Origin of the sequence: Ornithinibacter sp. (genome assembly GCF_035443565.1) — a bacterium.
Taxonomy (GTDB): Bacteria; Actinomycetota; Actinomycetes; order Actinomycetales; family Dermatophilaceae; genus Fodinibacter.
Window position 1 is genome coordinate 1 of record NZ_DAORSO010000337.1, and the last position, 1556, is coordinate 1556.

Annotated in this window: 1 protein-coding gene; it reads right to left on the reverse strand. The window is 72.7% G+C overall.

The genetic code is table 11. The features are described from left to right. The coding region (locus PLL68_RS14995) for an ABC transporter ATP-binding protein (protein ID WP_324535468.1) at positions 1-1556 on the reverse strand (1556 nt) is incomplete at both ends.

Sequence of the window (1556 nt, forward strand, 5' to 3'; positions counted from 1 at the left end):
GGCGGCGACGAGGGCGGCGTACTGCCCGCCCGCAGCGACCAGTTCGTCGTGGGTGCCCGACTCGACGAGGCGGCCGGCGTCGAGCACGGCGATCCGGTCGACGTCGCGCACGGTCGACAGGCGGTGGGCGATCGTGATGGTGGTGCGTCCACGGGCCAGTTCGTCGAGCGCCCGCTGGAGGGCCCGCTCGGTGCTGGTGTCGAGGGCCGAGGTGGCCTCGTCGAGCACGAGCACCGGGGGGTCGCGCAGGATCGTGCGGGCAACAGCGAGTCGCTGCTGCTCACCCCCGGAGAAGCGGTGCCCACGCGCCCCCACGACGGTGTCGAGTCCGTCGGCCAGGGACGCCACGAGGTCGGCGACCTGGGCTGCGGCCAGCGCCGCCCACAGCTCCCCCTCGCTCGCCTCGGGGCGGGCGAGCAGCAGGTTGTCACGCACCGAGGCGTGCACGAGGTAGCTCTCCTGCGAGACCACCCCGACGATCGATGCGAGCACGTCCGGGTCGAGGTCGCGCACGTCGACCCCGTCAACCGTGACCCGCCCGGCATCCGGGTCGTGCAACCTCGCCAGCAGCCCGGCGACGGTCGACTTGCCCGAGCCGGTGGCCCCGACGAGGGCCAGCGTCGACCCGGCCGGAACCGAGAGCGTGAGCCCGGCGACGGCATCCCGGTCGGCGCCGGGGTAGCGCAGGGTGACGCCCTGGAGGGCGACCGATCCCCGCACGGATGCCGGGTCGAGCGGCACCGGGTGCGCCGGTGCCGGGACGTCGGGCACGAGGTCGAGGTACTCGAAGACGCGGGAGAACAGCGCCATCGACGCGACCCACTGCGCACCGACGTTGAGCAGCCCCATGAGCGGTCGGAAGATGCCGGCCTGGAGCGTCGTGAAGGCGACGAGCGTGCCGATCGTCATGCCGCTCGACGTCGCCGGCAGACCGGCCGCGAGGTAGACCAGGGCCGGGATGACGGCGAAGACGATCTGCATCGTGGCCATCCGCCAGCGCCCGGCGAGCTGCGAGCGCAGCTCGAGGTCGACGAGCTCGTGCGAGGTCGTCGCGAAGCGCTGCGCGTTGCGGGTCGAGGTGCCGAGCGTCTTGGCCAGGCGCACGCCGCTCACCGAGAGCCCCTCGTCGATCTGGTGGTTGAGGTCGGCGAGGTGGCGTTGCTGCTGCGCGGTCACGGCTCGCCGGATCAGGGCGACCTTGCGCGTCAGCCAGAGGGCCGGCGGGATGACGAGAAGCGAGAGCAGCGCCAGGCGCCACGAGAGCGCGACCATCGCAATCGCCGTGGCGACGGCCGTCGTGAGGTTCGCGGCGATGGACGTGGCGGTCGAGGTGACGACGCCCTGCATCCCGTTGACGTCGTTGGTCAGGCGCGACTGCACCTCCCCGCCGCGAGTGCGGGTGAAGAAGCCGAGCGACTGGCGCTGGAGGTGGGTGAACACGCGGGTTCGCAGCTCGTGCATGACGCGCTGACCGACCTGGGTCGACAGCCACGTCTGGAGCACGCCGAGCAGCTGGGTGATCGCCGCGACGGCGACCATGCCGCCGACGGCGAGCA